The sequence below is a fragment of the Streptomyces sp. NPDC002536 genome (genome assembly GCF_053594995.1).
The window spans coordinates 1-6,286 of the sequence record NZ_JBSFWU010000194.1 but is presented as its reverse complement, the minus strand read 5'-3'; the positions used below and the strand labels follow the sequence as shown (position 1 = coordinate 6,286).

Genomic DNA, 6,286 nt, shown 5'->3' with positions numbered 1-6,286 from the left:
TTATTTTGGTTGGGGTGGGGGGCGAGGTCCCGCGCCCCGGGCGCGGGGCGCGGGGAACTGCGTCCGGCGGAACCGCGTCAGTCCTTGATCTCGCAGATGACGGCGCCGGAGGAGACCGAGGCGCCGACCTCGGCGGTGATGCCCTTGACCGTGCCGGACTTGTGGGCGTTGAGCGGCTGTTCCATCTTCATCGCTTCGAGGACGACGATCAGATCGCCCTCGTTGACCTCCTGGCCCTCCTCGACCGCGACCTTGACGATCGTGCCCTGCATCGGGGAGGCGAGGGAGTCGCCCGAGGCGGCGGAGGAGGACTTCCGCGCCGCGCGGCGCTTGGGCTTGGCGCCCCCGGCCGCGGCGGTGCGGGCGATGGTCATGCCCAGGGAGGCGGGGAGGGAGACCTCCAGGCGCTTGCCGCCGACCTCCACGACCACGGTCTCGCGGCCGGGCAGCTCCTCGTCCTCCTCGGCGGCGGCACCGCCGGCGAAGGGCTGGACGGTGTTGGCGAACTCCGTCTCGATCCAGCGGGTGTGGACGCGGAACGGGTCGGAGGTGAAGGCGGGGTCGGTGACCACGGCCCGGTGGAACGGGATGGCCGTGGCCATGCCCTCCACCTGGAACTCCGCCAGGGCGCGGGCCGCGCGCTGCAGGGCCTGCTCACGCGTGGCGCCGGTGACGATCAGCTTGGCCAGCAGGGAGTCCCAGGCCGGGCCGATGACCGAGCCGGACTCCACGCCCGCGTCCAGCCGCACGCCGGGGCCGGCCGGGGCCGCGAACCGGGTGACGGTGCCCGGGGCGGGCAGGAAGTTGCGGCCGGGGTCCTCGCCGTTGATGCGGAACTCGAAGGAGTGGCCGCGCACCGCCGGGTCGTCGTAGCCGAGTTCCTCGCCGTCGGCGATGCGGAACATCTCGCGCACCAGGTCCAGGCCGGTGACCTCTTCGGTGACCGGGTGCTCGACCTGGAGGCGGGTGTTGACCTCGAGGAAGGAGATGGTGCCGTCCTGGCCGACGAGGAACTCGCAGGTGCCCGCGCCCTCGTAGCCGGCCTCCTTGAGGATCGCCTTGGAGGCGCGGTACAGCTCGGCGTTCTGCTCGTCCGTCAGGAACGGGGCCGGGGCCTCCTCCACCAGCTTCTGGTGGCGGCGCTGCAGCGAGCAGTCACGGGTGGAGACGACGACCACGTTGCCGTGCTTGTCGGCCAGGCACTGGGTCTCGACGTGCCGGGGGCGGTCGAGGTAGCGCTCGACGAAGCACTCGCCCCGGCCGAACGCGGCCACGGCCTCGCGCACGGCGGAGTCGTAGAGTTCGGGGACCTCTTCGAGGGTGCGGGCGACCTTCAGGCCGCGGCCGCCGCCGCCGAAGGCGGCCTTGATGGCGATCGGCAGGCCGTGCTCCTCGGCGAAGGCCACGACCTCCTCGGCCCCGGAGACGGGGTCGGGGGTGCCGGCCACCAGCGGGGCGCCGGCGCGCTGGGCGATGTGACGGGCCGCCACCTTGTCGCCCAGGTCGCGGATCGCCTGGGGCGGCGGGCCGATCCAGGTCAGCCCGGCGTCGATGACGGCCTGGGCGAACTCCGCGTTCTCGGACAGGAACCCGTATCCGGGGTGAACGGCGTCGGCACCGGACTCGGCGGCCGCGGCCAGGACCTTGGCCATGTCCAGGTAGCTCGTCGCCGGGGTGTCACCGCCCAGCGCGTACGCCTCGTCGGCCGCACGGACATGCAGCGCGTCACGGTCGGGGTCGGCGTAGACGGCCACACTCCCGATTCCGGCGTCCCGGCATGCACGAGCGACGCGGACAGCGATTTCGCCACGGTTGGCGATGAGCACCTTGCGCACGATGGCTCCCTCCTTGAAACAAGGTGAGTTTAGGTACTGGGCACACTCTGTGCCGACCCGACTTCCGGGGTGAGCTTGCCCACACGGAGCGTGAGGCGGGAGCCGTGTGCGGACCGAAGTCCCCAGAACCTCCACGGTACGCCGCGTTCGGGCGGCTGAGGCGGCGTGCCGGTGTGGTCTGGATCTCCATGATCGCGTGGCGCCCGGGGGGCGGTTTCTTTGTGGAGTCCCTACGAACGGGTGAAGCAAAGTTTGCGCCCGGGGAGCCCTCTGGTTTCTTGCTTACCCATGAGTAGGCGCGGTTATCCGGGCAGGACGCGACGGCCGGGGCGGTGCCGGGGTCGACTTTCGGACCGGCTTTCGGGCCGACTCAGGCCAACTTGGCCGCCTCCGCCGCGACATGGCGCAGGGCCTCCGTGACCCGTCGGCCGTGCCGGCGGAACTCCTCCACGGGCAGCGCCGCCGACACCGCCCGCAGTGCCCCGGGCACCGGCACGGCCACACAGGCCACTCCGGCCGCGCACTCCTCGACCTCCACCGCGACCCCCTCCTGCCGCACCCGGCGCAGCTGCACGTCCAGCAGCTCCGGGGAGGTGATCGTGCGCGGGGTGACGGCGGGCATCCCCGAGGCCGTGAGCCGGCGCAGCCGGGCGGCCCGGGGCAGGGCGGCCAGCAGGACCTTGCCGTGGGCCGTGGCGTGCGGGACGGCGTCGTGGCCCACGGAGAAGCCGCCCGTGGCCGGGTGGGCGGCGGCCGTGCCGGCGAGCACGGCGATGTCGCCGTCCCGGTAGGCGCTGAAGTAGGTGTCCGTTCCGACGGCCTTGCGCATGCGCACCAGCAACTCCTGTACCTCGTCGCTCACCTGCATCTGCCGCTGGAAGGCGTGGTGCAGGGCGGGCATGCGGTAGCCGAGCGCGTAGCCCGTGGGCGTACGGACCAGGTGCCCGCGCGCGGTGAGGGTGCCGAGCAGCTCGTACACCGTGGACAGCCCGCAGCCCAGCCGGCGGGCGAGGGCCTTGGCGGGCACCGGGTCCGCGGAGGCGGCGACGGCGTCCAGGACGTCCAGGGCGCGGTCCACGGACTGCAGCACGGTGATCCTTTCCGGGGCGGGGGTGCGGGGCGGAGTTTTCCAGGGTCCCAGGGTTTGCCAGGGTTTCCGGGTTTTGCCAGCGTCGCACATCGGAGGGTGCCGGCGGACGTGCGGATGTGCGCGCGAAGTCCCGGGCGGGTGCGCGGAATTCGCGTGCGGTGCGACACCGTCCTTGCGGGCGGCGGGTGTTGGGGGTCGCCGCCCTCGGGCGGCGCAGCGAAGGGTGACCGAAATGCCATGACATCGTTGATGAAGTCATGATCAAGCGCATTGCCGCAGCCGCCGCTCTCGCCGGCGCAGCCCTCTCCGTGACCTCCGCCACCGCATCCGCCACACCGTCCGCGCCCGCGCCGGTGCCGCCGCCGAGAAGCGCGCCGGATGCCCAGCCGGCGGCGAAGCCGGCCAAGGCGGTCGATCGGCTGGCGGCCGAGGGCGGGAGGACGGCGACGTCCGGGCAGGCCGCACCGGCGGACCGGCAGGCGCCGGCGGCGAAGGTCGCGCCCGCCGCGAAGGCGCCGATGGGGAAGGCGGCTCCGGCAGGGAAGAGCGCTCCCGCCGCGAAGGGTGCCCCCACGGGCAAGGCCGCGCCCGCCGGTAAGGCGGCCCCCGGCAAGCCGTCGGGCGGCCGGATGGCGCCGAGCTCGCACGCCGGGCCCGTCACGGCGCCGGCGCCGGACCAGGTCCAGCAGCCGGGCCAGCCCGAGACGAGCATCTACCCCGGCGCCGTCAACCAGCTCGGCAAGCTCGACCAGCTCAACCAGCTGGGCCAGCTCAACCGCGTGACCCAGGAGCTCCCGCTGTAGCGGGACGGGGCGGCATCAGACCCACAGGTCCGTGATCGACACCCCCAGCTCGGCGAGCAGCCGGCGCAGCAGGGGAAGGGACAGGCCGATCACATTGCCCGGGTCCCCGTCGATGCCGTCGACGAACGGCGCCGAGCGGCCGTCGAGCGTGAAGGCCCCCGCGACGTGGAGCGGCTCGCCGGAGGCCACGTAGGCGGCGATCTCCGCGTCGTCCGGCTCGCCGAAGCGCACCGTGGTCGAGGCCGTCGCCGAGGCCCGGCGGCCGGTGGCCGTGTCGATGACGCAGTGGCCGGTCCGCAGCTCGCCGGAGCGGCCGCGCATCGACTTCCAACGGGCCGTCGCCTCCTCGGCGTCGGCCGGCTTGCCGAGGGCCTGGCCGTCCAGCTCCAGGACCGAGTCGCAGCCGATCACCAGGGCCCCGGCGGCGTCCGGCCGGGCGGCCACGGCCGCGGCCTTGGCCTCCGCCAGCACCAGGGCCAGCTCGGCGGGGGTGGGGGCGTCCAGGGCGTCCTCGTCCACCCCGCTGACGATCACCTCCGGTGCGAGGCCGGCCTGGCGCAGCAGGCCGAGCCTTGCCGGGGATGCGGAGGCGAGGACGAGGCGGCGTGCGGGTTCGGTCATACCGATCAGCCTAGGCGGTCGGCTGAGGGCCGGGATTCGGCTGCGGGTCGGCTGTGGTTGCTCGCGCAGTTCCCCGCGCCCCTGACGGGGCGCTGGACGGGGCGCGATCGCGGGCGCCGGCCTACTTGTCCAGGACCGCCTGCATGACCTTCTTGGCGATGGGGCCCGCGAGCTTGCCGCCGGAGATCTGGTCGTCCGGCACGCTGTCGTCGGGGTCGATCATCACGGCGACGGCGACGGGCGAGCCCTCCGCGGTCTTGGCGTAGGAGATGAACCAGGCGAGGTTCTTCTGCTTCGCGCCGCGCTCGGCGGTGCCGGTCTTGCCGCCCACGGTGACGCCGTCGATGAGGGCGGCCTTGCCGGTGCCCTTGGTGGCGGTGTCCTCCATCATCTGCTGGACCTTCTTCGCGATCTCGGGCGAGGCCGCCTGGGACAGCTGCTCCGGCTTGTGCTTCTCGATCGTCGACAGGTCCGGGCTGCGCAGCTCCTCGACCATGTACGGCTTCATCAGCTTGCCGTCGTTGGCGATCGCGGCCGTCATCATGGCGACCTGGAGCGGGGTGGCGGTCAGGCTGCCCTGGCCGATGCCGGCGAGGGCGGTCTGCGAGGAGTTGATGTTGTCCGGGAAGGTGCTCTTCGCGGCCCGGACGGGGGTGTCGACCTTGGGGTTGTTGAAGCCGAACCTCTCGGCCGTCTCCCGCATCTTCTCCCTGCCGAGGTCCGAACTGGCCTTGCCGTAGACGTTGTTGCAGGAGTGCTGCATGGCCACGTCGAGGCTGGCGTTCTTGCAGGGCGCGGTGGGGTTCTGGTTGGGCAGGACCGTGCGGGTGCCGGGCATGGTCCACGGGTCCGGCGAGTCGGTGCTCGCGTTGATGTCGGTGTAGAGGCCGTTCTCCAGGGCCGCCGTCGCCGTCACGATCTTGAAGGTCGAGCCGGGCGGGTAGACCTCCTTCAGGGCCCGGTTGAGGGTCGGCTTGTCCTTGTCCTTCTCCAGTTCCTCCCAGGCCGCCTTGTCCTTGGCGGACTGGCCTGCGAAGACCGACGGGTCGTACGAGGGCGTGGAGGCGAGCGCGAGGATCTTGCCGGTGCGCGGGTCGAGGGCGACGACGGCGCCCTTCTTGTCGCCGAGCCCCTCGTAGGCGGCCTTCTGGGCCTTGGGATCGATCGTCGTGACGACGTCGCCGCCCTGGTTCTTCTTCCCGGTGAGCATGTTGCTCGTGCGCTGCAGGAAGAGCCGGTCGTCGCTGCCGTTGAGCAGCTTGTTGTTGAGGTTCTCGAGCTGGGTGCTGCCGTACCCCTGCGAGAAGAAGCCGGTGACCGGGGCGTACATCTTGCCGTCCTTGAACGTGCGCTTGTACTTGAGGTCGGTCCCGGTCTCGGTGGATCCGGTGATCGGCTGTCCGCCGACGATGATGTTGCCGCGGGGCTGTGCGAAGTTCGCCATGGCGACGCGCCGGTTGTGTTCGTTGGTGGAGAGCTCGTTGCTGCGGACGAACTGCACCCAGGTGGCACGGACCAGCAGCGCGAGCACCAGCACCCCGCTGAAGATCGCTATATGGCGGACAGGCTTGTTCATGGTGTGACGGACTCCCCGGTTCGCGGCATATCACTGGGGTTGACGCGAATCGGGCGAATGTAGTTCCTGGTGGGGCAAACCTGTGGTGTGTCTGTGACGCAGGAGACCAGGGGTGCGGCGGGGTTATGGCATGCCCAGGACGACGAACAGGACCACCACGCCGACCGCCAGCATCACCCCGGCACGGCGCAGCATCCGCTGCACCTCGCGCAGGTCGTCGGGGGAGTCGTCGGGCGGGTCGGACCAGAGCATGCCCCCATGCTCCGCCGAGGGCACCACCGGTCTGCCGGAGATGATGGACGCCGAGAAGGCCATGATCGACCGCGGCGTCGGCGACGTGATCAGCCAGAGCTTCGGCGCG

Annotated in this window: 6 protein-coding genes; 1 reads left to right on the top strand and 5 read right to left on the bottom strand. The window is 71.9% G+C overall.

Features of this window, described 5'->3' with window-relative positions; translation table 11 throughout:
* Positions 1 to 77: 77 nt before the first annotated feature.
* Together ACWD4B_RS34885 and ACWD4B_RS34880 are read right to left on the bottom strand one after the other, a co-directional pair.
* On the bottom strand, positions 78 to 1,835 hold the full coding sequence (locus tag ACWD4B_RS34885) for an acetyl/propionyl/methylcrotonyl-CoA carboxylase subunit alpha (RefSeq protein WP_451424538.1): 1,758 nt from the start codon (positions 1,833 to 1,835) through the stop codon (positions 78 to 80).
* Positions 1,836 to 2,205: 370 nt separating this feature from the next.
* Positions 2,206 to 2,925 (bottom strand): IclR family transcriptional regulator, encoded by a 720-nt coding sequence (locus ACWD4B_RS34880; protein WP_451424537.1) that lies wholly within the window; start codon positions 2,923 to 2,925, stop codon positions 2,206 to 2,208.
* A 257-nt stretch (positions 2,926 to 3,182) separates the two neighbouring features.
* Between ACWD4B_RS34880 and ACWD4B_RS34875 the strand changes: the two genes are divergently transcribed.
* Positions 3,183 to 3,728: a hypothetical protein gene (locus ACWD4B_RS34875; RefSeq protein WP_451424536.1), complete on the top strand. Its 546-nt coding sequence runs from the start codon at positions 3,183 to 3,185 to the stop codon at positions 3,726 to 3,728.
* 15 nt (positions 3,729 to 3,743) lie between these two features.
* Here ACWD4B_RS34875 and ACWD4B_RS34870 read toward each other — a convergent pair whose 3' ends face one another.
* The 3 genes from ACWD4B_RS34870 to mmpB form a co-directional block, all read right to left on the bottom strand.
* Positions 3,744 to 4,349, bottom strand: coding sequence for a Maf family protein (locus ACWD4B_RS34870; protein WP_451424535.1), 606 nt, complete (start codon positions 4,347 to 4,349; stop codon positions 3,744 to 3,746).
* A gap of 121 nt (positions 4,350 to 4,470) precedes the next feature.
* A complete protein-coding gene (locus tag ACWD4B_RS34865; protein WP_451424534.1) occupies positions 4,471 to 5,925 on the bottom strand; it encodes a peptidoglycan D,D-transpeptidase FtsI family protein in 1,455 nt (484 codons plus the stop codon).
* 123 nt (positions 5,926 to 6,048) lie between these two features.
* A complete protein-coding gene (mmpB, locus tag ACWD4B_RS34860; RefSeq protein WP_451424533.1) occupies positions 6,049 to 6,177 on the bottom strand; it encodes a morphogenic membrane protein MmpB in 129 nt (42 codons plus the stop codon).
* Positions 6,178 to 6,286: the final 109 nt, after the last annotated feature.